Source organism: Cutibacterium porci (assembly GCF_009696315.1).
Lineage (GTDB): Bacteria > Actinomycetota > Actinomycetes > Propionibacteriales > Propionibacteriaceae > Cutibacterium > Cutibacterium porci.
Genome location: NZ_VUMG01000004.1, coordinates 155,654 through 180,582 on the forward strand (window position 1 = coordinate 155,654; position 24,929 = coordinate 180,582).

A 24,929-nucleotide genomic window follows, 5' to 3' on the forward strand; every position below is an offset into this window, starting at 1 on the left:
GGGGGTTTCCCCCATGAAACGTCTACTAGGCAGTGTACTGCCCGTACTTCTCACCACGCTCGCTTTGGCTGGATGCGGCTCCGGCGGGGAAGCCAAAGGAGGTGGTGGCGGTGAGGCCAATCTGAAACTGCCCCCTCTCAATGAACACGTTGGAAATGTCTCCGGGACCACCCTCCTGTGGATCGGATTAGTGATCTGCCTATTCGGTCTGGGATTCGGTCTGGTGACGTATTCCAAGCTGCAAAAATTGCCCGTCCACGAAGCAATGCATGAGGTTTCTGAGCTCATTTACGAGACCTGTAAGACCTACCTCAAGCAGCAAGCGAAATTCCTCATGCTCTTGTGGGCGTTCATCGCCGCCGTTATCGTCGTGTATTTCCTATTCCTGGAGCATATGGGTGCCAAGGTGCTCATTATCTTGCTTTTTAGCCTCATCGGCATGGCAGGGTCATTTGGAGTCGCCTGGTACGGCATTCGCGTCAACACTTTCGCGAACTCCCGCACCGCCCACGCCTCACTGCGCGGCTCCCCATGGGAAACCTTCGACATCCCCATGCGTTCTGGCATGAGCATTGGCATGGTCCTCATCAGCGTCGAGCTGACCCTTATGCTTTTCATTATGCTGGTGTTGCCCGGTGATCTCGCTGGCCCGTGTTTCATCGGCTTCGCCATCGGCGAATCCCTCGGAGCGGCCTGCTTGCGTATCGCTGGGGGTATCTTCACCAAGATCGCTGACGTCGGCGCTGACCTCATGAAGATCGCCTTCCACATCAAGGAAGACGACGCCCGTAACCCCGGTGTCATCGCTGACTGCACCGGCGACAATGCTGGCGATTCCGTCGGACCATCTGCTGATGGATTCGAAACCTACGGCGTCACAGGCGTGGCCCTCATTACCTTCGTGTTGGGAGCTGTGCCAGATCAGACGGAACAGGTCCAACTATTGGTGTGGATTTTCGTAGTCCGCGTCGTCATGCTCATTGCGTCATTCGTGTCCTACCTCATCAATAACGCCGTCGCCAAAGCCCGCTACGGCGCAGTGGCGGAGATGGACTTTGAAAAGCCACTGAGTTCACTGGTGTGGATTACCTCGGTGATATCCATTCTGCTGACCGTCCTGACCACCTGGTGGATGCTCAGCTCCATGGGAGATGGAACGATGTGGTGGAAGCTGTCCATCATCATCTCCTGTGGCACCCTAGCTGGCGCTCTCATCCCGGAACTTGTCAAGGCCTTCACGTCAACAAATTCCCGTCACGTTCGTGAGGTTGTGACGAGTGCCCGCGAGGGAGGCGCATCCCTGGACATCCTGTCTGGTCTGGTCGCCGGTAACTTCTCAGGCTTCTGGCTAGGAATCATCATCGTCGCCCTCATGGGCGCGTCCTTCCTCGTATCGGGAACCGGATCAGGCCTGGGCGATATGGGATCGATGAGTGAGGTCAAGTGGGCAGTCTTCGCCTTCGGCCTCGTCGCTTTTGGCTTCCTCGGCATGGGTGCAGTGACGATCGCTGTCGACTCCTATGGTCCGGTGACCGATAACGCTCAGAGCGTCTACGAGTTGTCGACGATCGAGGAGATCCCCAATGTCTCCGACGACATCGAGAAGCACTACGGATTCGCGCCGCGTTGGGACGTCGCCAAGCACATTTTGGAAGCTCAGGATGGCGCTGGCAACACCTTCAAGGCCACTGCCAAGCCCGTCCTCATCGGTACTGCCGTCGTCGGCGCGACAACGATGATCTTCTCGATCATCATGATGCTCACCGAGGGCTTATCGAATGCCGCTGAAGTCAACAAGCTTGGCCTGACCCACGCCCCATTCCTGCTTGGCCTTATCGCCGGTGGTGCCGTCATCTATTGGTTCTCTGGAGCCTCAATGCAGGCCGTCACAACTGGCGCCTACCGCGCTGTTGAGTTCATCAAGAACAATATGCAGCTCGACGAGAACGCCACGAAGGCATCAACCGACGACTCTAAGAAAGTCGTCCAGATCTGTACCGAGTATGCCCAAAAGGGAATGCTCAACATCTTCCTTGGTGTGTTCTTCGCGGCTCTGGGATTTGCCTTCGTCGATCCCTACTTCTTCATTGGGTATCTCATCTCGATCGCCATCTTCGGCCTTTACCAAGCCATCTTCATGGCCAACGCTGGTGGCGCGTGGGACAACGCGAAGAAAATCGTTGAGGTCGACCTCGACGCCAAGGGTACCGAATTGCATGACGCCTCAGTGGTTGGCGATACCGTCGGCGACCCATTCAAGGACACGTCGTCGGTAGCCCTCAATCCTGTCATTAAATTCACGACTCTCTTCGGTCTGCTGGCTGTGGAGTTGGCGGTGTCGATTGGCGCCGGTCTGCTGACCTACATTCTTGCCGCGATGTTCGTCCTCATCGCCTGCTACTTCGTGTATCGCTCGTTCTACGGCATGCGAATCGACTCGACGAAGGGGCCCGACGAGTTCGACACCGTCGCGAAGGAGGCCGGCACCGGATTGTGATGAGCTGAGGAGTTCTACACTGGCCGTCGTGCCGGAAACCCCTTTGACTCTGGACCCTCACGTTCCTCACGAAGCCCTGCTTCTCGAGGACGTGAGGGTCACCTTTGGTCACGTCACCGCCCTCGATGGGCTCAGTCTCACTGCCGCCTCTGGCGCTATCACCGCTGTGCTAGGCCCCAATGGTGCCGGTAAGACGACGATGATGCGCTGCTGCACGTCTCTGGTCTCCCCCGACTCTGGACACATCAGCGTGCTTGGTCAGGCTCCCGGCAGCCCTGAAGCCGTCGCCGCTACCGGTCTTATGCCGCAAAGTGCCGGGGCCTGGAGCGGCATCCGAGCCGGCGAGCTCTTGCATTACATGGCGGGCCTGCACGCCAATCCCATCGACCCAGACCTTCTCATCGACGCGCTTGCAATTACCCCCTTTGCGCGCACCACGTATCGACGCCTCTCCGGCGGCCAGCAACAGGCCGTCAACCTCGCCGCCGCCTTGGTAGGCCGTCCCCGATTGGTCTTCCTCGACGAACCAACCTCGGGGATGGACCCTCACGCGCGCCACCACACCTGGGACATTGTCGAGCACATGCGCCACGACGGAGTCTCTGTCGTCCTCACCACCCATAACATGGACGAGGCTCAACAGTTAGCCGATCATGTCTGGATCGTCGATCGCGGCAGGGTCGCGACCCACGGCACTGTGCCGGAACTGACAGCTGAGTCGAGCCTGGAAGATGTGTTCCTCACCCACACCAGTGACCGCGCAGCAGGGAGGAATTGACATGACGGCACTCGATCTTCGCCCCGCCCCGCAGGCCGCACCGGCTGCTGCACGCGTACTCAACCACGCCGCAACAGAGATACGTCTCGTCATGCGCAACGGGGAGCAACTGCTACTAGCCCTCGTCATTCCCATCGGTATCCTCGTTGCCGGGCGCTTCCTTGGCGACCGGGTCGGACTCACGATGGACGCGTTAGCACCCTCGATCTTGGCACTCGCCATCTGGTCGACGTGCTTCACCTCTCAGGCGATCATGACCGGTTTTGAGCGCCGTTACGGCGTGCTTGAGCGACTATCCGCCACCCCATTGGGCCGGTCGGGTCTGCTGGCTGGCAAAGCGATCACCTACGCCGCTATCAGCCTCGCCCAGGTGATATTGCTTGTCATGGTGGCATTGGCACTGGGCTGGCATCCTCGCGCCTCCCCCCTGGCCTGGCTACCGGCCCTGCTGAGCGTCGCGCTCGCCATGCTGGCGTTCGGACTCGGTGCCCTCGCCATGGCTGGCTCCCTTAAAGCCGAAGTCACGCTCGGATTGGCAAACTTGGTATACATCGTCGGTGTGGTTGTTGGCGCCGTGGTGTGGCCGCTGGCGGATTATCCAAGGGCTATTCGCCCCGTCATCGCCGCCCTACCCACCACCGCTCTTGGAGAATCGCTCCGTGCCTGGGGACTCGGACAGCCGCTGTGGTGGCCGCTACTGAGCCTGGCGATCTGGGCGGTTGCGCTCGGACTGTTGGCACGAAAGGTATTCACGTGGATCTCATGACTGCCCGCGATCGTCGTCTATGGGGCTGGTGCATCGCAGCTCTCGTAGCCAATATGAGCATCATCGTCACCGGCGCGGTAGTGCGTCTGACCGGATCAGGGCTGGGATGCGATACCTGGCCCCACTGCACCGCCGGATCGTTCACGCCACGCGCGGCGACGGGAATCCATTCCTACGTTGAGTTCGGTAACCGACTGCTCACTTTCGTGCTTGTGGCGGTGGCTATCGGAGCTCTCGCCCGCTGTTACCGGGTCAAAGCGAGAGCCCAGATCATGGCGCTGGCCTGGATCAACCTGGTCTCCATTGCCATGCAGGCCGTCATTGGCGGTATCTCGGTGCTCGTAGGCCTCAATCCCTTCATGGTCGCCCTGCACCTGCTGCTATCGGTGGCAATCATCCTTGTCAACGTCAAGATGGTGTGGCTGGCTGGCCCACATTCCAGCGAAGCCGTTGACGGACTCACGATGGGCTTGGTACGAGCGACAGTGGCAATGATGTGCGTCGTCATGTGGCTGGGAACTGTGGTGACGGGGTCGGGACCCAATGCTGGTGACGCCGGGTCGGCGCGTACTGGGTTCGCTATTGAAACCGTCGCCCGGCTGCACGGCATCTCTGTGTGGATCACGGTGGCTCTGACGATCGCGTGCCTCGTCATTGCCACGACCCGTCATCTAGCTATGATGCGCCGCTGGAGTATCTTCGTGCTGGCCGTCGAGATGTACCAGGCCGTCATCGGATATTCACAGTACTTCGCCCACCTCAATCCCTGGCTCGTCATCTGGCATATGGTGGGTGTGTCGTTGGCTGCAGCGTCCGTCGGGGCATTGTGGTGCAGTGTGCGCCCTACTCCGTCCCCCGTTGTGACGCGGCAATCCTGAATTTTCATGACGGTAGAGCACCGCGGGTTGAGGTCATGCCCCAACCCGCCCGATGCGCCAGTCAGCTGCGGTGGACGCGACCACCACTGCGCGGTCGCGTCGGCATCACCGTTGGATCATAATCGAGGTCACCCGCGTCAATGGTGATTCCGGGCTGGCTCAGTGCCGAGACAGTAGCGGCTAATTCTGTGACAGCCACCTTCTCTCCCGGACAGCGGTGGCCGGTAGCGACATCACCACCACCCTGCGGGATGAATGCCTTAATCGTCTCGGTGTCCTCAACTCCCAAGAAACGCTCCGGCTTGAAACGCAGCGGCTCTTCCCACTCGCTGGGATCGGTGTTGGTGCCCATGACGTCAATGATGACACGCTGACCTTTTTGGATCTGGTGCCCATCCCATTCGAAATCGTCGCGGGCGAACGCTGGAAGCATGGGCACGAAGGGGCTTATACGGCGAACCTCCTGAGCGAAAGCAATAGCGTGCTCATTATCGACCAAACTCCCAGAGGACTCTACCTCGGCGGCGATGTCGCGACGGTATTGCGGGTACAACACCAGGTATCGCGCTGCGAAAGCCGCAAACCGGCTCACCGCGATAGCCGGGCGGGTGGAATTCTGCAGCTCGATGCCGGCCAGTTTGGCGTCAAGGAGCTTGCCGTCAATACCACGGAAGCGCGCCCACTCGTACAACGCGGTGCCTTCAGGTGCGCTGATGGCACCGCTGCGCTGTTTTTCGATGAGGCCTGCAGCCCACTTGTCGCAGCGGGCACGATTTACCCAAGCCAGGGTATGCCCAGCAGGCATGTGCCCGAATCCCTCGACGATCTGGCCGAGACGCTCAGCCCAGGGATCAAGGTCGGCATCGTCACCAGGGATCCCGGCCCACTTAAGCACTGCTCGACCGTATGCCACCACGGTGTCGTCGTAGACATTGCCGGTGCGATGGCCCCACGTTTGAACCATCTTGCGCAGCTCGTCCTCGATGATCGGCTTAAAGCGCTCGACCTGAGCGTCGTCGTAAACCACCCTGACGAAGGTGGCCTTGCGTGCTAAATGGACGTCATCATCAGTGCCGTGAATAGCGCCGGCGCCGAAAAGCGGACCGCGCACCGGAAGCGGCATCGCCTGCTCACGTTTTACCCGCTTGGTGTCGTAGAACAAATCGATTCCCTTGCTGCCACGAACCAAAGTGGCAGGCTTACCCATGAAGGTGAAATCGAGGGGGCATCCGTCACTAGCTTTACGTCCCCTTGACGCCCTCAGCCTCTCTTGAAACAAGTAGCCGTCGACCAACAGCTTGGCCGCCTGGTCGACTTTTGTACCCAGGGCCGATCGAATGGTTGACATGGTGGTCATAAATGCTCCTCGGATCGTGACGCCATAGCAGCGCCGCTGATTCCGACGTTACCTGACATCGTGGCACGGCGGCGCCAAACGGTGCCATCAAGTAACAATCACAATGCAATGAGGGGATCAACCGCGATAGCCAAAAAGAGCAACGACAGGTATGTATTTGACCAATGAAATAGACGCATTGGTTTGAGTAGAGCATCACGCAAGCCGGCATAAGCGCGATGCAACAATTGAATTGCCTCGAAGATAAAGATGGCGCCAGAGAATATCGTCACGACACCATAGACCCATCCCATACCGGCCACCGGCCACAACACCAGGGATGTCGCTACCGTGGCACAGGTATAGATGAGGATCTGCACGGCGACTTCGGGGGCTCCCTTCACCACTGGAAGCATGGGTACGCCAGCGGCCTCGTAGTCCTCGCGATACCGAAAGGAAAGCGCCCAGGTATGCGGTGGAGTCCACCAGAACACGATAAGAAAGAGCACCAACGGCTCCCATCCCACCCGTCCGGTGACGGCGGTCCAACCGATAAGCGGCGGGAAACATCCCGCAATGCCACCCCAAATAGTATTTTGCCAGGTACGACGCTTCAGCAGCATCGAGTACACAAAAACGTAAAACAGATTAGCAAACAGCGCTAGGACAGCTGATAACCAGTTTGCACCGAATCCCAAAATGATAGTGGCAATAATCCCCAGCACGATTCCGTAGATCAGGGCACTGCGGCGTGGCACTTGGTGACGAGGAAGGGGACGGCGACGGGTCCGACGCATCTTCTCATCAATATCGACGTCAATGACGCAATTAAATACGTTCGCGCTAGCAGCGGCGAAAAGCCCCCCAACCATCGTCGCAATCGCCAAACCGAGTTTCGGCACACTGTGGGATGCCAGGAACATGACCGGTAGAGTCGTCACCAAAAGCAACTCGATGATCCGCGGCTTCGTCAGGGCAACATAAGCACCGACCACGTCGCGAGTCGACAGTTGACATTCCTCCTGCTCGACCTTGGTCTCGACGGGGTCGGGACGTTGAGAGGCTGGCGCCGTCGCCACGTGCGTCGTCTGATTGCTCACGGTGTCCTTCGAAATCGAGAAAGGTAGTGCGACCACCATAAGGCACGACACATCCACAAAGTGAGGAGTGCCACACATGGCCGTCCTCACGATTTTAGGCTTTCTGACGGCTGATGTCCTCATCACTGGCCATCCAACGAGTGTTCTCGCTGTCAGCCCGTCGCTGAACACGATCGATAGTGGTTCGACGGGCTACCGTTGGGCAGGTGGAATAACGGTTCCGCACGACAAGGAAGGACCGGTGAGGTGGCAGGTCGAGACGCTTCAGGAAACACCACCAGAGTGACTAACAGGCTGCGTGGCGACCGCGTTAACCCGTTACGCGACCCCTCAGATCGCAGATTGCCACGCGTCGCCGGCCCCTGCGTTCTGGTCATGTTTGGAGTCACCGGTGACCTTTCGCGTAAGAAACTCATGCCGGCTGTCTACGATCTGGCGAACCGCGGTCTACTGCCACCAGGCTTTGGTCTAGTGGGTTTTGCTCGTCGAGATTGGGCAGACGAAGATTTCGCCAAGGTCGTTCACGACGCCGTGGCCGAACATGCCCGCACCCCTTTCCGCGAAGAGGTCTGGGAACAACTGCTTGAAGGAATTCGGTTTGTCCGGGGCGAATTTGACGACAACGACGCCTTCGAGAGATTGGCCAACACCATTCGCGAACTTGACGAAGAACGAGGCACGGGTGGCAACCACGCCTTCTACCTGTCAATCCCGCCACGATCATTTGAGGCGGTCGTCAGCCAGCTCAAGCGTCACGGCATGACCGGCCACGACGCCTCCCACTGGAGCAGAGTTGTCATTGAAAAACCCTTCGGACACGATCTGGACAGCGCCCGCGACCTCGACGAAATCATCAGTAGCGCATTTACCCCGGAATCGGTCTTCCGCATTGACCACTATCTGGGTAAGGAGACTGTCCAGAACATCATGGCATTCCGGTTCGCCAATCAAATTTTCGAACCGATTTGGAATAACCACTATGTGTCACACGTCCAGATCACCATGGCCGAAGACATCGGAATTGCTGGTCGTGCGGGTTATTACGACGGTATCGGAGCTGCCCGTGATGTCGTCCAGAACCACTTGTTGCAGCTCATGGCACTGACGGCTATGGAGGAGCCTACGAGTTTTGGTGCCGAGCAGTTGCGTGCAGAGAAAACCAAGGTTTTGGCCGCTATTCAACCCCCCGAGGACATGTCCACGCAGACGTGCCGCGGTCAATATGTGGCTGGCCGTCAGGGTGGCGAAAGGGTGCGCGGCTACCTTGAGGAAGACGGCGTGGATCCTCACTCCCGCACCGAAACTTATGCCGCGGTGCGGCTCACCATCGACAATCGACGCTGGGCTGGAGTGCCGTTCTACTTGCGCACGGCGAAACGGATGCCTCGACGAGTCACCGAGGTCGCCCTGAACCTGCAGCGCGCCCCTCACCTACCTTTCTCAGACACCGCCGCCCTGGGCACCAATGCCCTCGTATTGCGCATCCAGCCTGACGAGGGAGTCACTCTGAGGTTCGGCGCCAAAGTGCCAAGTACCCAAATGGAGCTTCGAGACGTCACGATGGACTTCGCCTATGGATCTTCCTTCACTGAGGCCAGCCCAGAGGCCTACGAGAGGCTCATTCTCGACGTTCTGTTAGGCGATCCGCCGCTATTCCCGCAGCATGAAGAGGTCGAATTGGCCTGGAAGATCCTTGATCCAGTGCTGGACTTCTGGGCTGATTCAGATACTCCCCCGTGCGAATATCCGGCCGGCAGCTGGGGACCACCAGAGGCTGACGAGATGATTGCCCGCGACGGGTTTGTCTGGCGCAGGCCCTGAGGAGGAATCATGATAATCACGCTCAACGACACATCCGCATCGAAGATCGGTGCGGCCATTGTCGAGGCTCGTCGCACCGTCGGCTCCGGGTCTGGGCTGGTCCATACTCTCATTTGTATTTGCGATTCCTCCCACTTCGATGCCGCCTTTGACGCCGCCAGGGATGCCGCCCGGCAGCATCCGTCACGCCTTCTCATGGTGGTGATGACGCGTTCCCGCAAGGACAAGCTCGACGCCGAGGTGCACGCCGGTGAAGGCACCCCTGGGGATGTCATCGTGCTGCGGTTTTCCGGAGCGATGGCGAATCACCCCGCATCGGTCATCCTCCCCTTACTTCTGCCTGACTCCCCCGTCATCGCGTGGTGGCCATATTCCGGGCCTGCCGACCTCGCCACTGATCCCATTGGGGCCCTGGCAGACCGTCGCATCACGGATTCGGCAGCAGACAACGACCCCTGCAAAGCTCTCGTACGCCGGGCGACCCACCTCACCGAGGGCGACTCTGACCTGTGTTGGGCCCGGACGACTGGCTGGAGGGCGCTAGCGGCAGCCGCTTTGGACCAGCACCCAGCAACCGTCAAGTCCGCGAGGGTGGAGTCGGCCGCCAATAATGCACCGGCAATGCTGCTGACGGCGTGGCTGAGATTGTGTCTTCGCGTTCCGGTTGACCGGGTAACAACCGATGCACCCGGAATCTCTGCGATCGTCATGTCAACCCCAGGTGGCGACATCGAGATTCGCCGGCGCAGTGGCAGATATGCCGTCTACCGGATTCCGGGAGAACCAGCGCGCGGAGTGGCCCTGGATCGCCGCAACGTACAGATGCTGATCGGTGAAGAGCTTCGTCGGCTCGACTCTGACAAAATCTTCACCGCTGTCATGGCTGAAATCCATGATGAGGGCATCGCAACGACACGTGATGAGGATCAGTCATGACCAACCGACGTCTCATGCGGTACCAATCCGTCCAGGGTCTGGCCGAAGGGGTCGCTCACCGCTTGGTCCAGATGATCGTCAGAATCCAGGCTGCACAAGAGCGTATTGACCTGTGTCTGACCGGCGGGAGAATCGCCAATATTGTATATGCCGCGATGGGTGACGTTCCTGAATGCAGCAATATTCGTCCTAACCAGCTACATGTTTGGTGGGGTGACGACCGATTCGTCCCCACCGGTCATCCTGACCGCAATTCCCTGCAAGCCTTGCCACTGTTGTCAGCAGCCCTCCGACTGGATCCCTCCACAACCCACGTCATGCCCGCCGCCGACGGCAAGGCCGACCCCGACGAGGCCGCATATTCCTATGCCCAGGAGCTTGGCGACGTCGTCTTCGACATTTGCTTGCTCGGGATGGGGGCCGACGGCCACGTCGCATCACTTTTCCCAGGCCATCCGTCTTTTAACCCAACAACTGCCGCACTGGCCGTTGGAGTTACCGATGCCCCCAAGCCTCCGCCAGATCGCCTTTCAGTGACGATGCCCGTCATCAACCGCTCGAAGCGAGTCTGGTTCCTTGTCAGCGGTTCCGAAAAAGCTGAGGCCGTCCAGAAAGTGTTCGCTGGAGACGAATCCCTGCCAGCGACCTGGGCCAGCGGCACTATCGAAACGAGTTGGATGGTCGACCAGGACGCTTCGATCGGTCTGCCACGGTACAACTGCTCGTTGTGAAACGGCGCGGGCATGGCGGCGCCGAACACTTATGGTTGTCCGCTGTGCGGCACGCGATTTCACAGGCTGGGCAGACGACCAGGCAGCAGTCCACGTCAGCAGATCGCGCATCCGCCACCGACAATGTATATGACGTATCAATTATCGTAACGAGGACTAGCTACTATGGCTGCTATGGACTCTCAACCATCGCCGCGCTCCACGACAGTGCGCGACTGGGTCGGTTTGGCGGCCCGGATCATCCTCGGCGGCACCCTGCTCGTTGCAGGGATCATCAAAGCCACCGACATAGACTCCGCCATTTGGTCGGTACGGACGTATCAGATCATTCCATGGAACCTCGCCCCCATCGTCGGTTGGACGATGCCGATTCTCGAGATCATCGTCGGGCTACTACTCATCTTTGGCATCGCGACGCGATGGTCCGGTCTTCTCGGCACCCTCGCTATGGTCGTCTTTATCGCCGCAATCGCATCAGCGTGGGCACGCCATATCTCGCTGGACTGCGGCTGCTTTGGCGACGGTGGCCCGGTAGATCAGGCGTGGCCAGAGACCGTGCGTAGCTACATTCTCGACATGCTGCGTGATCTTGGTCTTGCCTTATGCGGAATATGGCTTGTGATCCGACCCCGCTCGGCGCTTTCCGTAGACCGCTGGATAGTCAGATAAGGCATAGAGACTCGGTCGGACCACGCGCCCGACCGGCTACCATCATGTGTGACACATCATCTATAACACAAGGAAACATGAACTGATGGCTGACAAAAAAACAACTGCAACCACGTCTAAACGGGCTGCTCTGCGCGCCCAACAAGAGGCTCAGGAATTAGCTAAGAAGCGCCGTCGAATCATCGGCGTCGTCGCAGGCGTCGTTGTCATCGCACTGGTGGTCGTCGCCGTCATCGTCGGGCTAAACCACAAATCCGACGACACACCCACCAGCGGCCAGATCACACCACCGTCAGCCACGAAAGACGGCGTGTACACCATCAATCCCGACAAGGTGAAGGACGGGGCCATCACCGTCACAGTATTCCAAGATTACCAGTGCCCCATATGCAAAGATGCTGAAAATGCGTTGGGTAAACAGCTCAACCAGTTATCAACTGATGGCAAAATCAAGTTGGAGTACCACACACTGACGTTCTTGGATAACAACTTGCGTAATGACGCTTCCACTCGCGCCGCGATGGCCGCTGCTGCCGCCGATTCTGTGGGTAAGCTCGAGGCTTACCACGACGTCATTTACCGCCACCAGCCTCAGAGAGAGGGCGAGGGCTACACCGACGATCAGCTGCGCAAGGACTTCGCTTCCGAAGCTGGAATCACGGGCTCAGACCTGACCAAGTTCCAGCGCATCTACGACAACAAACAGACCGAACAGTTCGTCAAGAACAGCAACGACAAGGGGCTGCAGGAATTGCAGAAATTCGGTAGTGCCGGCACCCCAACCTTTTTGATTAACGGAAAACCGTGGAATAGCTGGAACGCCTTCGTCCAGTCTCCCCCTTCCGCCGACCAACTGCTCCAGGCCATCAAGGCCGTCAACTGACAGCGGGGCGTCGACGACCCATAGCGGCGAGGAGCCCTGGCATACTGCGGCCCCCTCGCCGCTATGATCCCAGACGACTGGCGAACGCCGTTCGTCTGGTGACCTGTCCGAGTCGAACACTAGAGTTTGGAATATGACCTCACAGACCTCTGTCCCCTCATCCGCCACGCCTCCGACGCGCGGTGTCGTACCCGATAAGCCGGCCCTGGAGGGCCTGGAGGAAAAGTGGGGCACAGTGTGGGAGGACGAGCAGCTCTACGCGTTCGACGCCACATCGGTTGATTCGCGCGAGCAGGTGTTTTCTATCGACACCCCGCCGCCCACTGTCTCCGGCCACCTGCACCCTGGACACGTCTTCTCTTACACCCATACCGACACCGTCGCGCGGTATCAGCGGATGCGCGGCAAGAAGGTTTTTTATCCGATGGGCTGGGATGACAACGGCCTACCAACTGAGCGGCGCGTCCAGAATTACTACGGCGTACGCTGTGATCCTTCGTTGCCCTACGATCCCGACTTCACCCCGCCGAGTAAACCCGATCCCAAACGTCAGGTGCCGATTAGCCGCCGCAACTTCGTTGAGCTGTGCGTCGAGCTGACCACCGTCGACGAGAAAGCATTCCAAGACCTATGGCGTTCTGTTGGGCTGTCTGTGGACTGGAACCAGCTCTACACGACGATCTCGCCGGAGTCGCAGCGCATTGCCCAGTTGGCCTTTCTTCGTAACTATGCCCGCGGCGAGGCATACCTGTCTGACGCGCCCACCCTGTGGGACGTCACCTTCTCTACTGCGGTAGCCCAGGCAGAGCTTGAGGCCCGCGACTACCCTGGCGCCTACCACCGCCTCGGTTTCCATCGCCCCGACGGCCAGGACGTCTTCATCGAGACCACCCGCCCGGAGCTGCTGGCCGCCTGCTGTGCCCTCATCGCGCACCCCGACGACGAGCGCTACCAGCACCTGTTCGGCACCACCGTCATCACTCCGCTATACGGCGTCGAGGTGCCAGTGCTAGCTCACCCGGCTGCCGAGATGGACAAGGGCGCTGGTATCGCTATGTGCTGTACTTTCGGCGACCTCACCGACGTCGCATGGTGGCGTGAATTGCAGCTGCCCACCCGGACCATTATCGGTCGCGACGGACGGATCCTCTCTGATACCCCACAGTGGATTGTGGATGCCGGATCCGCCGAAAAATACGAAGAGATCGCAGGTAAGACCACCTTCACCGCCCGCAAACTCGTCGTTGAGGCCCTCATAGCCTCCGGCGAGATGGACGGCGATCCCAAGCCCACCGAGCGCAAGGCTAACTTCTATGAGAAGGGCGATAAGCCGCTAGAGATTATTGGAACGCGGCAGTGGTATATCCGCAATGGTGGTCGTGACGCAGAGTTGCGCAGTGCGCTGCTCAAGCGCGGCCAGGAACTCGAGTGGGTTCCTGAGCATATGCGGCATCGCTACGAAAACTGGGTTGAGGGGCTCAACGGCGACTGGCTCATCAGTCGTCAGCGCTTCTTCGGCGTCCCCTTCCCGGTGTGGTATCCGCTCGACGCCGATGGAGAACCGGACTATGACCACCCGCTGCTACCCGACGAATCCGCTCTCCCGGTGGATCCGGCATCCCAGACGCCTCCTGGATACCAGGAGTCCCAGCGCGGAATCTCCGGCGGATTTATTGGAGACCCTGACGTCATGGACACCTGGGCCACGTCCTCTCTGACTCCCCAGATTGTCACCGGCTGGGAGCGCGACGCGGACTTGTTCGCCAAGACCTTCCCCATGGACTTTGCACCCGAGGCTCACGACATCATCCGTACCTGGGTGTTTTCCCGCGTGGTGCGGGCACATCTGGAAAACGGCGTGCTGCCGTGGAAGCGAGCCGCAATTTCCGGGTTCGTCACCGACCCTGACCGCAAAAAGATGTCAAAGTCGAAGGGCAACACAGTTGTCCCGACCGAAATCATTGATCAGTTCGGTGCCGACGCGGTGCGTTGGCGTGCCGCTATGGCCCGTCCGGGTATGGACTCCCCCTTTGACAAGGCTCAGATGAAGGTTGGCCGCCGCCTGGCTATGAAGATCCTCAACGCTTCGAAGTTCGTGCTTGGCTTTGGTGAAGGCGGTCAGCTCGCTGACATCATTAACCCGGCAGATTTGTCGATGCTCGCTGGGCTGCGTCAACTCATCATTGAGGCAACCAAGGCATTCGATAAGTTCAACTACACCGCTGCTCTGGAGGTCTGTGAGCAGTTCTTTTGGACCTTCTGTGACGATTACCTTGAGCTGGTCAAGGAGCGCGCGTACAACTCCGAGGGGGCTGACGATGCCGGCGCGCTAAGTGCCAGGACGGCATTACGTCTCGCCCTCGACGTCATGCTTCGACTGTTTGCGCCTTTCCTGCCCTTCGTCACCGAGGAGGTGTGGAGTTGGTGGAAGGATGGCTCTGTTCACACGTCGTGCTGGCCGATCGCAGACGAGGTTCCCGCCACCGGCGACGTCGATCTCATGACTGATGTCTCGGCTGCCTTGGTTGAGTTGCGTGGCGTGAAATCGACCCATAAGGTTCCGATGCGCACCCCGATTTTGGTGGCCCACATCAGCGCACCGACACCAGTTATCACGAATCTCAAAGCCGTCGAGTCCGACTTAGCCAAGGTGTCAAAGACTGAACAGTTTGTGTGGTCTGAGGATGGGCAAACCTTGACTCTTGAGGCGACGTTGGGAGAGCCCCCAGCTAAAAAGAAGCGCTAAGGGTTCTCGGGGTCAGCAGTATCAGCCGTGCTCCTACCCGCGAGCACGTCGTTGCTGTCGTCGGCACGCATGAGGGCGGTTTTCACGGCCTCATGCGTGCACACGACCCCGGCTCAGTCCTGCTTCGGCACGAACATCGGCCCCGGCAGCTCCGGCGGTGTGGCTGCCGGCGTGTGGTCGAGTTGACGCAGGCACTCAGCAATCGCAGCATCAAGCTGAACGTCGCGGTCAGACTCCCAATCCTCCGGAGACACGGTCACGACGATGTCAGGATCGACACCGTGATTCTCCACCCCCCAGCCGTAGCTGCCATACCAACCGGCGTAGCGCGGCTGGGTCACTGACGTGCCATCGACAAGGTCAAACCTGCCGTCGATGCCGATGACGCCGCCCCACGACCGTTCACCAATGACCTTGGCGTATCCCATTGCTTGGGTAGCAGCTGCGACGATGTCACCGTCAGAGCCTGCCCACTGGTTGGTGACCATGACGATCGGTCCGCGCACCGCATTCTGCGGATATGTGTCCGCTGTGGCATACCACCGGCTGTAGTCCCATCCGACGACTTTGCGGGCGAGCCTTTCGACGACGAGCTGCGAGGTGTGGCCACCATGGTTAAACCTCACGTCGGCAATGACGCCTTCGTGAGTCGTCGCCTGACCGATTTGACGGTGCAGCTCGGCCCAGCCATCGGAGACCATATCGGGTACGTGTAGGTAACCGAGTCGCCCGCCAGAATGCTCCTCGACGTAGCGGCGACGCGACGCCACCCAGTCGTGATACCGCAGCGGGGCCTCATCAGCCATAGGCACGACAGCTACTCGACGCTCATCGTCGCCTCGACGCACCGTTAGCTCGACGACTCGTCCCGCTGATCCTTCCAAGAGTTCCCCAAGGCTGCCGTCGGCACCAACTCTTCGTCCATCCACTGCGACGATGACATCCCCATGAGTCACTGCAACCCCAGCAGCACGAAGCGGGGACCACGCACGCGGATCCGACGACTCGCCGGGAATGACTCGGACGACCTTGGCCCCGTCAGCTTCGCTGCTGATATCGGCACCTAGCAGGCCTGCGCGCATATCCGCGTCTCCGCTGGCTTCGGGTGCCGACACGTAGGAATGGGAGGTATTGAGCTCGGCAACAGTCTCCCAGAGAATGTCGCGCAGATCGTCAACGGTGTGGCACAGATCGACCAGAGGGCGGTATCGATTGAGGACGCCGTCCCAGTCGACACCATTCATGTCCTCGCGCCAATAGTGACTCGCCATCAAGCGCCCGTTTTCATCGAACATCTGACGCCACTCAGCGCGCGGATTGATCGTGCGGCGCAGTCGCGTCAGATCGACGTGAATGCATGCCGGATCATCGTCATCGACCTTGTGGGATGACGGAATGACGATGACGTCGTCGCGATGCCGCACGACGAGACGCTCACCGTCACCTGAAACGGAGAAGGTGTCAACGCGTTCACACAATTTGTCGAGGTGACGTGCGGACAGGTTGTAGTGCCACAAGACGTCACTGGGCGCGTCACCCGTGACTCCAGCACGGGTAGCACCGAGTTCGCCACCGCGATCGGCCACCTCGATCCACACCACACCATCCTTGACGGCTGCCAGATTCCGGTAGGAGCCCGACGGCACTGGGAATGGCACCATCCGCTCCTCGAACCCGTCGGCAGCAAGCTGGCAGACGACGTCAGAGGTGTCGTCGGCGTTGTCACTTCCGGCCTCTGTGGTGGCCTTAGCCTTAGCGTCTTGCACCTCGCTGACGCGCCATCCCTGGGAGGACGGGCCAAACGGGGATGATTCGGTTGCGCTGAGTGGGACCAGCCATGGACGCTGTGTGTGTCCGAAGGATAAATCAAACGTCTGACCGTCATAGTTTGGGTCAAAGGTGCGTGCTGACAGCATCACCAGATACTTGCCATCGGCGGTAAAGACCGGCGACGAATCGTCGAAGGCACCACGGGTGAGGGCAAATGACTCCCCCATCCCTTGCTCATCCCAGCATCGGATCTGGCCGATCATGGCCTCGCCATGTGCCATCGGCGAACGCCACACCAAGTATCGGGAATCCGGTGACCACGTCAGTCCATTCGCCTCACCTTCGAGAGACTTTCCAACCTCACGAATGGCCCCGTTAGCAATAGTGACGATCAAGATACGACCGTCATGGCTAATGACGGCGACCTTGTTACCGTCGGGAGACGGTGCGCTGTGCAGTACACGACCGATCCGCCCCTGGGCAATACGGCGAACCTCGCCAGTGCCGTCGAGGTGAGCGACCTCAAGGCAATCGTCACCATCGACGTCGCTAGCCCACACACCTTGGCCGGTCTGGCCAAGAACGCGCGGTTCACGAATGCGGACGCCATCGGCTGCCGAGAGGGCTCGCGCTGGGCCGGAGCGATGGGTAAGGAAATATGCGGCTCCTCGCCATTCGAGTAATGACCCGTCGCCGCCGTGATCAGAGATGATTGCTTCCAGACGGTCCGTAGGATCCAGCGGTACCCGCGGCGGGGCTCCGATACCGAGGTCGACGTCGAGACGCTGCGGCTCTGCGTCGAGGCCAGCCATCGTCCACAGCGCACCGTGGGCGTGGTAGACGATCGTTGCACCGTCAGTGCGTGGATCGCGGACATAACCCTCAGCCTCACTGTGACGGGTGTGTTGACGCAGGTCGTGCCCAGCTGAGTCAACAGACCATATCTGCGCCTGAGCCTGTGGGCTATCATCGTCGCTCATATCAGACGTGAACATGAGACGACCGTCAATCCAGCCGACGCTGTAGCGTCCGGCTGACGCGAATCGATCGTCGTTGCCATCACGCAGCAGGCGCACGAAGTGATCTGCCCCAGCTGGTCGCAGCCAAATCTGCGCGGCTGTTCCTCCGCGGTATCTCTTCCACCGCGAGCAGTCGCCAGAATTGGGGGTGACAACAGCGACGGCTCCGTCTGGCGTCACGGCCAAGTCCATCCCCGGCCCATATTCAAGACGCTCGATGTGACCGTCGAGAGACACCGTGTACAACCACGTCAAGCCAATATCGTTGGTTTGGTGTGGGGACGAAAACACCACGTGTTCGTCGTCCTGCCAACCGACGACAGCATTCTTTGCCGCTCCTAACCACGTGAGTCGACGCTGATCCCCGGTAGCCACGTCAATGACACATACTTCCGGTCGCTGACCTCGGTAGGAGGTCCATGCAATCTTGGTGCCATTGGGACTAAAACGAGGATTGCGAACCATGACATGATCGTTGCTGAGACGACTCGCCCGTCCTCCAGTGACGGGAACCAACCACACGTCGTCGTCAGCGGTGAACACCACGAGGTCGCCGTGGACATCGGGGTATCGCAGGTATCCAGTTGCCATGGCTGCCAGGGTACCGTCTGTCAACAAAACGCACAGGAGGAGCGCATGGCAAAGACGCGGAAATCCACCACACCGGGACTCGTCAAAACGGTTATTGAGGCTGGGACGCCACTGGCACGGGATCTATGGGATTCCATTAATGCTGACGGCCGCGCCGAAGCATGGGCGAAATCGGGCTACAGCAAAGCCCGCACATCGGTGACTTCCAAAATAGGTTTGGGGCGAGTCCAGCTCACCGTAGACCGTGTCCTTAAGTACGCTGACAACTCGTCGAATTCAAAGGCTCAACAATGGCGTGATGAAGCCCACGATATTGCCTCGCTCATTCCGCTGGTCAAAGTGCAGCGAAGCAAAGAACGCCGCAAATCTACCGTAATACTGCAGCGGCGGGCTGATTCGCTCCTCGCTGACGTCTTGAACGAGCATTGACCTCAAGCAGAGAGTCGGCCTCTGCCATGAAAGGCCGGCGAGGAGAAGTATTGGCATTTACCTTCCCCGGTGATGGCTTCCTCAGTTACCACGACTCGAGAAACATCGTCGCGGGAGGGGACGTCGAACATGACGTCCATCAGGGTCTCCTCGATGATAGCCCGTAGTCCACGCGCACCGGTCCCCCGCGCAACCGCTTTATCGGCGATCGCGCCCAAGGCTCCGTCGGTAAAGGTCAATTCCACCCCATCGAGTTCGAAAAGTTTCTCGAACTGGCGGGTCAGAGCATTGCGAGGCTCAGTCAGAATGCGAATCAGGGCTTCACGGTCGAGCGGATGCACGGTCGTCACCATCGGTAGGCGTCCAATAAACTCTGGAATAAGCCCAAACTGGTGAAGGTCTTCTGGGCACACCATGCTGAGAGCCTCGGGGCCTTCAACAACGTCGCGTTGTCCAGGATCGTTATTGAATCCCAACGGTCGGGTACCGATCCGCTTGGTGATGATGTCCTCAAGGCCAGCAAAAGCTCCACCCACAATGAACAAGATATTGGTGGTATCGATTTGGATGAAGTCTTGCTGGGGATGTTTACGTCCCCCCTGCGGAGGAACTGACGCTACCGTTCCCTCAAGGATTTTCAGCAAGGCTTGCTGGACACCTTCGCCGGAGACGTCGCGAGTAATTGACGGGTTCTCTGATTTGCGAGCCACTTTGTCAATCTCGTCAATGTAAACAATTCCTCGCTCAGCCCGCTTGACGTCGAAATCAGCCGCTTGTAGCAGTTTCAGTAGAATGTTCTCGACGTCCTCACCGACGTAGCCAGCTTCGGTCAGCGCAGTCGCATCAGCCATTGCGAAGGGGACATTGAGCTGACGAGCCATCGTCTGGGCTAGGTAGGTCTTACCGCAACCGGTCGGCCCAAGCAGCAGGATGTTCGACTTGCCGAGTTCTACCCCGTCATCTTCGGCCCGACGGGCATGCGGCACATTAACCTCAGGCTGAATGCGCTTGTAATGGTTGTACACAGCTACTGAGAGGGTCCGCTTGGCTTCTTCCTGGCCGATAACCCAGGTGTCGAGGAATTCGCACAGCTCGCGCGGTCGGGGAAGGTCCTCAACGCCACCGACCTCGTCGGAGGACGAAAACTCCTCCTCAATGATCTCGTTGCACAGATCGATGCATTCGTCACAGATGTAGACCCCGGGGCCCGCGATGAGCTTCTTGACCTGCTTCTGACTTTTTCCGCAGAAGGAACACTTGAAGAGGTCTCCGCTCTCACCAATTCGCGCCATCCGGCTTCCCTCCTACTCGGCAGGCCTATCTCACTTCGTCTTCTCCGGGACGATCATCCTCCCGAGGTGTGCGCTGTCCACCTTAGCTGTGGACGATATCTATATCGGGTGTCGTCGTCACCCGTGTCGGATGACGACGACTAACCCTGCAGTGGCCCTCGAGGGTCACGATGCGTGATTCTCACAAAGAGGTCAAGATGTCATCAATGAGACCGTACTCCTTCGCCCCCTGGGCAGTGAGGTACTTGTCGCGATCAATATCTTTGGACACCTGTTCGACGCTCTGGCCAGTCGCGGTAGCAAGCATGTTCTCCATGAGCTTGCGGATGCGCTGAATTTCGTCGTCCAGGATCTCAATATCGGTGGCCTGACCGTACGTAGCCTGACCCATCGCTGGCTGATGGATGAGAATCGTCGAGTTTGGCAAGGACAACCGCTGACCCTTCGCGCCAGCAGCCAGCAAGACGGCCGCAGCCGACGCGGCCATACCCAGGCAAATCGTCTGTACGTCGGGACGCACGTAATTCATGGTGTCGTAGATCGCTGTCATGGCGGTGAATGAGCCGCCAGGAGAGTTGATGTACATGCTGATCTGGCGATCGGCATCCATCGACTGCAGGCACAGCAGCTGGGCCATTACAGCGTTGGCGATGTCGTCAGTCACCGGAGTGCCGAGGAAGATGATGCGGTCCTCAAACAACTTCGTGTATGGGTCGACGCGACGCACACCGTAGGAGGTGCGCTCCTCCCACTGCGGGATGTAATAGTCGTTACGCGGACCTGCCGGGGCTAGCCCGCCGGGAGCAGCCTGCTCGGCCTGCTCGGCGTTGAAGGCGGCCAACCGATTCTTATCAAAGGCGTTGAATCCCATGGTCACCTCACTGATTAGGAGCGTCGCCACGAAGCTGCGACGCATTGCTGTAGACATGGTCAATAAGTCCGTAGTCGAGGGCCTCCTGAGCGGTAAACCAATGGTCCCGATCGGAGTCCTCGAGGATCTGCTCAAGGGTGTGGCCAGAGTGATCGGCGTTGAGCTGAGACAGCTCACGCTTGGTGTCCTTGAGCATCTTGGCGTTAATGGCGATCTCAGTAGCAGTACCACCAACACCGCCGAGCGGCTGGTGCATAAGGATCTTGGCGTGCGGCAGGGCGTACCTCTTGCCGGGAGTACCAGCAGTCAGCAAAAACTGGCCCATAGACGCTGCCATGCCCATCGTCACCGTCGCGACATCGTTGGAGATCCACTGCATGGTGTCGTAGATCGCCATTCCCCCGGTGACTGAACCGCCTGGGGAATTAATGTAGAGGTAAATATCGGCCTCGGGATCCTCAGCGTTGAGCAGCAACATCTGGGCGCACAGCGCATTCGCGTTCTCGTCCTTAACCTCTGATCCGAGGAAGACGATCCGGTTGCGCAGTAGCGACTGGTAGACGTTGTCGGTCATCCCGGCACCGCCGGTCTCGGGGCCGGCCATGGCGGGCATGCCCTGGGAAGTGATCGAAGTATTTTGATTCACGAACTCGAATTTACCGTGTGGACACGACAGTTCCAGAGCCTTTCGCGGTCAGCACTGCCGAACACCGTCGTCACGCTACTCGTCAGGGTCATCTTCTAAGCCTTCTGTAGGCCGAGAGGAGATGAGCGCATTGACCCACCGAGCACCCGGGTCGTGGTCGATCAGGGTCGCCTTGATGAGCAGGGAGCACGGCAGAGCAATGAGTGTTCCCAACGCTCCAAATACCCAGCCCCATAAGAGCAAAGATACGAAAGACATCGTCGGAGTCAGCCCGACAGCATCGCCCGCAAATTTCGGCTGAATAATCGACTGGATGACGAAGTTCAGTACCGAATAGGAGACGACGACAGCGACCGCTGCTACCCAACCGTCGTCGAAAAGCGCCAACAAGGCTGGCGGGATAACGCCGACAATGAAACCAATATTGGGGATGTAGTTAGTCAGGAAGCTAAACAGTGCCCACACCCCAGCCAGCGGAACTCCGATGATGAGCAAAGCCGCCCAGTCAAACAGCGCAACGATCAGGCCGAATACTGTCGTCACCAACCAATACTTACGAATTCCGCTAGCAAAGGACTCTAAGGCCACAACGACATCCGGCTTGCGGTTCCCGGCCATCCGTAGCCGATCATGCATCTGCGGGGTATCCATGACCATAAAGATCATTCCGGTGAGAATGACGATAATCATCGTCACAATGCTGGTGGTATCGGATGCCACTGACGTCACGACCGACATTACTTGTTGAGGGTCAATCTTCTTGAGCCTATCGGTGATGACGTCCTGGGAATACCCAATCTGGCTAGACCAGTGCAGTAGCTGGGTATAGATCTTTTCCATCTGTGGGATGTAACTCTGCAGCTGGCCAATCATCGCGGCCACCGACCACACCATGCCGGCGACACCAGCAGCCAGCACAATAATGACGGCGGTGCCAGCTGTGGTAGCCGAGATCCACCTCGGGCACTTGTGCTTCACGAGCCAGGTATGAATCGGGTATGCCGTAATAAGGAGGTTTAAACCGAAAAACAATGGCGCGATGACACTCGACAGCTCGTGTAGGAAACTCAGCCCCAACCACGCTGCTGCCACTGTAATGAGGACAACAGTCAGCTTAGGCAAGCCGTGTTTGCTGGTGGCTGTCTCAGCTTTTTCTTGATCGCTCGGCTGGGGTTGAAGCCCGGTTTCAGCCGCCTTTTGCGCGCTTGTTGCGCCATGAATGGGCTGTTCCTCGGCTTGCAATTCACCGCGCTCGACCGCACGGGCTGTTGCGATATCGTCAGCCATCATTTGACGCACATTGCGCAATTGACGAGTGGCGGGGGCAACAGAGATCCGACGTCGAGGTCGTGGGGGGCGCGCGGGGCGTTTAGTCATTGAGCTTCCTCGGGATTGATGTGAAACCGGCGTCGCGCGGAATACCCGCACGACGCCGATCATCAACGGATCATGTCGATCCTACGGGACATCACTCAGCTTTATCGCCTTTGGTGGCCGTCTTCTTGGCAGCGGGCTTCTTAGCGGGGGCCTTCTTAGCTGCCGGTTTGTCGTCAGCCTTTGCCTCGCCAGCCTTCTTCGTGGCTGTCTTCTTGGCGGCGGGCTTCTTAGCAGCAGCCTTCTTCGTGGTCGTCTTCTTGGAGGCTTCGTCCTCGGCCTTGGTCTCCTCGTCGGCCTCGTCCTCAGTCGTGTCGGCGGAGCCCTTACCGGCCTTATCTGAATCCTCAGCCGCAGCGTCCTCAGCGGGCTCGTCGGCGATCGTGCCGTCAGGCTGGATGCGGTCAAGCTCGAGGGTGTTGCCCTTGGAATCAGTGACGGTAGCGGCACCAACCATGGAAGCCAACGCCTTGCCGCGACGGATCTCCTGCATCCAGTCGGGCAGGTGGTTGTGCTGCATCATGTGCTGCGCCTCCTCCTCGGGGGAGGTGCCATTCTGCTGAGCCTTGCGGAACAGCAGCTCGGTCAGCTCGTCTTGCTCAACACCGATCTCGTCGTCATCGGCCATCTTGTCGAGGACGATCTGAGCCTTGAGGGCATCGAGAGAACGCTTCTCGATCTCGGCCCAGAAGTCATCGGCGTTATCCACCTCTTCCTCGGATTCCTCGAGGTACTCCTCAACGGTCATACCCGCTTGGGCCAGCTGCTGATTAACCTGCTGACGGCGAGCCTCAAGTTCAGAGTCGATGAGGCGAGTTGGTAGCTCGATGTCAATCTTGGAAATGACTTCTTCAAGTACCTTGTCTCGGGCATCAGCAGCCTGATCGAGGCGAGCCATGTTCTCCAGAGCGGTGCGCAAGTCGGCACGCATCTCCTCGACGGTGTCGAATTGGCTCACCAGCTGGGCGAAGTCGTCGTCAACGGCCGGAAGCTCCTGCTCGCACACCTTGGTGACGGTGACCTTAATGTCGGCATCCTGGCCACGCAGCGGGCCACCGACGAGCGTGGAGTGGAACTCGGCGGACTCGCCGGCTTTGAGACCGGTAACGGCCTCATCAAGACCTTCAAGCATGCCCTCAGAGCCAACTTTGTAGGTGACACCCGACGCAGTGGCGTCGTCAAGAGCTTCGCCGTCACGGCTTCCAGCAAGGTCAATGGTGACGAGATCGCCCTTAGCAGCAGCGCGCTCGACCTCCGTATTCGTGGCAAAACGCTGACGAAGGGTCTCGACGCGCTCGTTGACGTCTTCGTCGGGCACCTCAACGGCGGGCACCTCAACGGAGATCGCGGAAACGTCAGGCAGGTCAAAGTCGGGGCGGACGTCAACCTCGGCAGTGAACTCGACGACCTCACCGTCCTCCAGCTTGGTCACCTCGATCTCGGGCTGGCCCAGGGGAACGACTGTGTTCTCCTCGATGGCCTTGCCGTAAGCAGCTGGGAGGGCGTCGTTAATAGCCTCCTGAAGGACGACTCCACGGCCAAAACGCTGGTCGATGACCGGAGCGGGCACCTTCCCCTTGCGGAAGCCGGGAACGTTCACCTGATTGGCGATGTCCTTATAGGCCTTGTCAAGGCTGGGCTTCAGTTCATCGAAAGGCATCTCAATCGTGAGCTTCACACGGTTGGTGCTGAGCTTCTCAAGGGTGCTGGGCACGAAGTTTCTCCTGTGGTTCCGATTCTGTCGTCCCCGGTGAGGGGAACACACATTCCACCCGATTCTAGCGATGCAGTAGCCC

The 24,929-nt window shown here is 59.1% G+C and carries 20 protein-coding genes; 12 read left to right on the plus strand and 8 right to left on the minus strand.

Annotated elements, in window-relative coordinates:
• The first annotated feature begins 13 nt into the window (after positions 1–13).
• The 4 genes from FYJ43_RS10860 to FYJ43_RS10875 are packed head-to-tail and all read left to right on the plus strand — an operon-like array spanning position 14 to position 4,919.
• A complete protein-coding gene (locus FYJ43_RS10860; RefSeq protein ID WP_154564906.1) occupies positions 14–2,497 on the plus strand; it encodes a sodium-translocating pyrophosphatase in 2,484 nt (827 codons plus the stop codon).
• Between the two features lie 43 nt (positions 2,498–2,540).
• Entirely contained in the window at positions 2,541–3,275 is a 735-nt protein-coding gene (locus FYJ43_RS10865; protein WP_154564908.1) for an ABC transporter ATP-binding protein, read from the plus strand.
• Positions 3,250–4,041, plus strand: a complete 792-nt coding sequence (locus FYJ43_RS10870) for an ABC transporter permease (RefSeq protein WP_326833601.1) — start codon at positions 3,250–3,252, stop codon at positions 4,039–4,041. The genes FYJ43_RS10865 and FYJ43_RS10870 overlap by 26 nt, the downstream gene beginning before the upstream one ends.
• On the plus strand, positions 4,038–4,919 hold the full coding sequence (locus FYJ43_RS10875; protein WP_154564910.1) for a COX15/CtaA family protein: 882 nt from the start codon (positions 4,038–4,040) through the stop codon (positions 4,917–4,919). The genes FYJ43_RS10870 and FYJ43_RS10875 overlap by 4 nt, the downstream gene beginning before the upstream one ends.
• A gap of 61 nt (positions 4,920–4,980) precedes the next feature.
• Here FYJ43_RS10875 and FYJ43_RS10880 read toward each other — a convergent pair whose 3' ends face one another.
• Together FYJ43_RS10880 and FYJ43_RS10885 are read right to left on the minus strand one after the other, a co-directional pair.
• Positions 4,981–6,276, minus strand: a complete 1,296-nt coding sequence (locus FYJ43_RS10880) for a cytochrome P450 (protein ID WP_154564759.1) — start codon at positions 6,274–6,276, stop codon at positions 4,981–4,983.
• A 98-nt stretch (positions 6,277–6,374) separates the two neighbouring features.
• The gene (locus FYJ43_RS10885) at positions 6,375–7,394 is read right to left on the minus strand and encodes a heme o synthase (RefSeq protein ID WP_229771752.1); all 1,020 of its coding nucleotides are present in this window, start codon (positions 7,392–7,394) and stop codon (positions 6,375–6,377) included.
• 37 nt (positions 7,395–7,431) lie between these two features.
• On the opposite strand from FYJ43_RS10885, the gene FYJ43_RS10890 reads away from it, so the two are divergent.
• From FYJ43_RS10890 to valS, 7 genes are all read left to right on the plus strand, one after another.
• Positions 7,432–7,641: a hypothetical protein gene (locus tag FYJ43_RS10890; protein ID WP_154564763.1), complete on the plus strand. Its 210-nt coding sequence runs from the start codon at positions 7,432–7,434 to the stop codon at positions 7,639–7,641.
• Positions 7,602–9,176 (plus strand): glucose-6-phosphate dehydrogenase, encoded by a 1,575-nt coding sequence (gene zwf / locus FYJ43_RS10895; protein ID WP_326833602.1) that lies wholly within the window; start codon positions 7,602–7,604, stop codon positions 9,174–9,176. The genes FYJ43_RS10890 and zwf overlap by 40 nt, the downstream gene beginning before the upstream one ends.
• Before the next feature lie 9 nt (positions 9,177–9,185).
• Positions 9,186–10,112 (plus strand): glucose-6-phosphate dehydrogenase assembly protein OpcA, encoded by a 927-nt coding sequence (locus FYJ43_RS10900; RefSeq protein WP_154564765.1) that lies wholly within the window; start codon positions 9,186–9,188, stop codon positions 10,110–10,112.
• Positions 10,109–10,843: a 6-phosphogluconolactonase gene (gene pgl / locus FYJ43_RS10905; protein WP_154564767.1), complete on the plus strand. Its 735-nt coding sequence runs from the start codon at positions 10,109–10,111 to the stop codon at positions 10,841–10,843. The genes FYJ43_RS10900 and pgl overlap by 4 nt, the downstream gene beginning before the upstream one ends.
• A 165-nt stretch (positions 10,844–11,008) precedes the next feature.
• Positions 11,009–11,512: a DoxX family protein gene (locus FYJ43_RS10910; RefSeq protein WP_154564769.1), complete on the plus strand. Its 504-nt coding sequence runs from the start codon at positions 11,009–11,011 to the stop codon at positions 11,510–11,512.
• Positions 11,513–11,597: 85 nt separating this feature from the next.
• Entirely contained in the window at positions 11,598–12,395 is a 798-nt protein-coding gene (locus tag FYJ43_RS10915) for a DsbA family protein (RefSeq protein ID WP_154564771.1), read from the plus strand.
• Between the two features lie 133 nt (positions 12,396–12,528).
• Positions 12,529–15,141 carry a valine--tRNA ligase gene (gene valS, locus FYJ43_RS10920; RefSeq protein WP_154564773.1) on the plus strand — a complete coding sequence of 871 codons (2,613 nt, stop codon included), beginning with the start codon at positions 12,529–12,531 and terminating at the stop codon, positions 15,139–15,141.
• Positions 15,142–15,254: 113 nt separating this feature from the next.
• Here the strand turns inward: valS and FYJ43_RS10925 are convergent, their stop codons facing one another.
• A complete protein-coding gene (locus tag FYJ43_RS10925; protein ID WP_154564775.1) occupies positions 15,255–18,521 on the minus strand; it encodes a S41 family peptidase in 3,267 nt (1,088 codons plus the stop codon).
• Between the two features lie 45 nt (positions 18,522–18,566).
• Here FYJ43_RS10925 and FYJ43_RS10930 point away from each other — a divergent pair, with 45 nt between their 5' ends.
• On the plus strand, positions 18,567–18,950 hold the full coding sequence (locus FYJ43_RS10930; protein ID WP_154564777.1) for a hypothetical protein: 384 nt from the start codon (positions 18,567–18,569) through the stop codon (positions 18,948–18,950).
• 2 nt (positions 18,951–18,952) lie between these two features.
• On the opposite strand, the gene clpX is transcribed toward FYJ43_RS10930, so the two are convergent.
• The 5 genes from clpX to tig all read right to left on the minus strand — a co-directional run bounded on the left by clpX (position 18,953) and on the right by tig (position 24,847).
• Positions 18,953–20,242 carry an ATP-dependent Clp protease ATP-binding subunit ClpX gene (gene clpX / locus FYJ43_RS10935; protein WP_154564779.1) on the minus strand — a complete coding sequence of 430 codons (1,290 nt, stop codon included), beginning with the start codon at positions 20,240–20,242 and terminating at the stop codon, positions 18,953–18,955.
• Between the two features lie 181 nt (positions 20,243–20,423).
• Positions 20,424–21,158: an ATP-dependent Clp protease proteolytic subunit gene (locus FYJ43_RS10940; protein WP_154564914.1), complete on the minus strand. Its 735-nt coding sequence runs from the start codon at positions 21,156–21,158 to the stop codon at positions 20,424–20,426.
• On the minus strand, positions 21,121–21,726 hold the full coding sequence (locus tag FYJ43_RS10945) for a ClpP family protease (protein WP_122788224.1): 606 nt from the start codon (positions 21,724–21,726) through the stop codon (positions 21,121–21,123). Before FYJ43_RS10945 ends, FYJ43_RS10940 begins: the two co-directional genes overlap by 38 nt.
• 108 nt (positions 21,727–21,834) lie before the next feature.
• Positions 21,835–23,049 carry an AI-2E family transporter gene (locus FYJ43_RS10950; protein ID WP_154564916.1) on the minus strand — a complete coding sequence of 405 codons (1,215 nt, stop codon included), beginning with the start codon at positions 23,047–23,049 and terminating at the stop codon, positions 21,835–21,837.
• Positions 23,050–23,227: 178 nt separating this feature from the next.
• The gene (tig, locus tag FYJ43_RS10955; RefSeq protein WP_326833603.1) at positions 23,228–24,847 is read right to left on the minus strand and encodes a trigger factor; all 1,620 of its coding nucleotides are present in this window, start codon (positions 24,845–24,847) and stop codon (positions 23,228–23,230) included.
• Positions 24,848–24,929: the final 82 nt, after the last annotated feature.

Coding starts and splice junctions, on each gene's coding strand:
- FYJ43_RS10860 (WP_154564906.1), top strand. CDS start 14: ATGAAACGTCTACTAGGCAGTGTACTGCCCGTACTTCTCACCACGCTC.
- FYJ43_RS10875 (WP_154564910.1), top strand. CDS start 4,038: ATGACTGCCCGCGATCGTCGTCTATGGGGCTGGTGCATCGCAGCTCTC.
- FYJ43_RS10880 (WP_154564759.1), bottom strand. CDS start 6,276: ATGACCACCATGTCAACCATTCGATCGGCCCTGGGTACAAAAGTCGAC.
- FYJ43_RS10885 (WP_229771752.1), bottom strand. CDS start 7,394: ATGGTGGTCGCACTACCTTTCTCGATTTCGAAGGACACCGTGAGCAAT.
- FYJ43_RS10890 (WP_154564763.1), top strand. CDS start 7,432: ATGGCCGTCCTCACGATTTTAGGCTTTCTGACGGCTGATGTCCTCATC.
- FYJ43_RS10900 (WP_154564765.1), top strand. CDS start 9,186: ATGATAATCACGCTCAACGACACATCCGCATCGAAGATCGGTGCGGCC.
- pgl (WP_154564767.1), top strand. CDS start 10,109: ATGACCAACCGACGTCTCATGCGGTACCAATCCGTCCAGGGTCTGGCC.
- FYJ43_RS10910 (WP_154564769.1), top strand. CDS start 11,009: ATGGCTGCTATGGACTCTCAACCATCGCCGCGCTCCACGACAGTGCGC.
- FYJ43_RS10915 (WP_154564771.1), top strand. CDS start 11,598: ATGGCTGACAAAAAAACAACTGCAACCACGTCTAAACGGGCTGCTCTG.
- valS (WP_154564773.1), top strand. CDS start 12,529: ATGACCTCACAGACCTCTGTCCCCTCATCCGCCACGCCTCCGACGCGC.
- FYJ43_RS10925 (WP_154564775.1), bottom strand. CDS start 18,521: ATGGCAACTGGATACCTGCGATACCCCGATGTCCACGGCGACCTCGTG.
- FYJ43_RS10930 (WP_154564777.1), top strand. CDS start 18,567: ATGGCAAAGACGCGGAAATCCACCACACCGGGACTCGTCAAAACGGTT.
- clpX (WP_154564779.1), bottom strand. CDS start 20,242: ATGGCGCGAATTGGTGAGAGCGGAGACCTCTTCAAGTGTTCCTTCTGC.
- FYJ43_RS10940 (WP_154564914.1), bottom strand. CDS start 21,158: ATGCGTCGCAGCTTCGTGGCGACGCTCCTAATCAGTGAGGTGACCATG.
- FYJ43_RS10945 (WP_122788224.1), bottom strand. CDS start 21,726: ATGCCCGCCATGGCCGGCCCCGAGACCGGCGGTGCCGGGATGACCGAC.
- FYJ43_RS10950 (WP_154564916.1), bottom strand. CDS start 23,049: ATGATGGCTGACGATATCGCAACAGCCCGTGCGGTCGAGCGCGGTGAA.